Origin of the sequence: Pseudonocardia nigra (genome assembly GCF_019396355.1) — a bacterium.
GTDB classification, from domain to species: Bacteria; Actinomycetota; Actinomycetes; order Mycobacteriales; family Pseudonocardiaceae; genus Pseudonocardia; species Pseudonocardia nigra.
On the sequence record NZ_JAHKRK010000576.1, the window covers coordinates 1 to 589 of the forward strand.

Annotated in this window: 1 pseudogene; it reads right to left on the minus strand. The window is 69.3% G+C overall.

Annotation, left to right across the window (positions count from 1 at the left end):
- Positions 1–589: pseudogene (locus KME75_RS42270) on the minus strand (ISAzo13 family transposase); the annotation flags it as partial.

Consider the following 589-nt stretch of genomic DNA (forward strand, 5'->3'; position numbering starts at 1 on the left):
GCCCCGCCAGTTCATGGTGATGTGGGAGAACAGCCGGTGCTCGATCTTGTTCCACTTGCAGGTGCCGGGCGGGAGGTGGCACACGGTGATCTCCAGGCCGGTCTCCACTGCCAGGGCGGCCAGCTCGACCTTCCACGCGCGAGTGCGGTAGCCGGTGGAGCCACCCGCATCCGCGGTGATCAGCAGGCGCCGCGAGCGCGGATAGCCGGCCCGGCCCACCGCTCCCACCAGCGATGCAGGCAGGCCACGGCGAACGCGGCGGTGTCATGGTCGGTGCCCACACCGACCCAGCCGGTGTTCGCGCCCACGTCGTAGATCCCATACGGGATGGCCTTGCCCAGCTCCCGATCGGGGAAGTCGTGGGTGTGCACCTCGACCGGCTCGCCGTGGCGACGCCACTGCCGTCCGGCGTTGCGGTACTGGCCGACCAGCTCCTTCTTCTTGGTGTCCACGCTGATCACCGGTCCCCGGCCGCCTGGTGCTGCCTGGCGTGGTCGTTGAGGTAGTGGAACTGCGCGTCGCGGTCCGGGTGCTGGTTGCCCTCGATCGTCTTGGCGTTGCCCTGCAGGCTGAAACCTTCCTCGCGCAG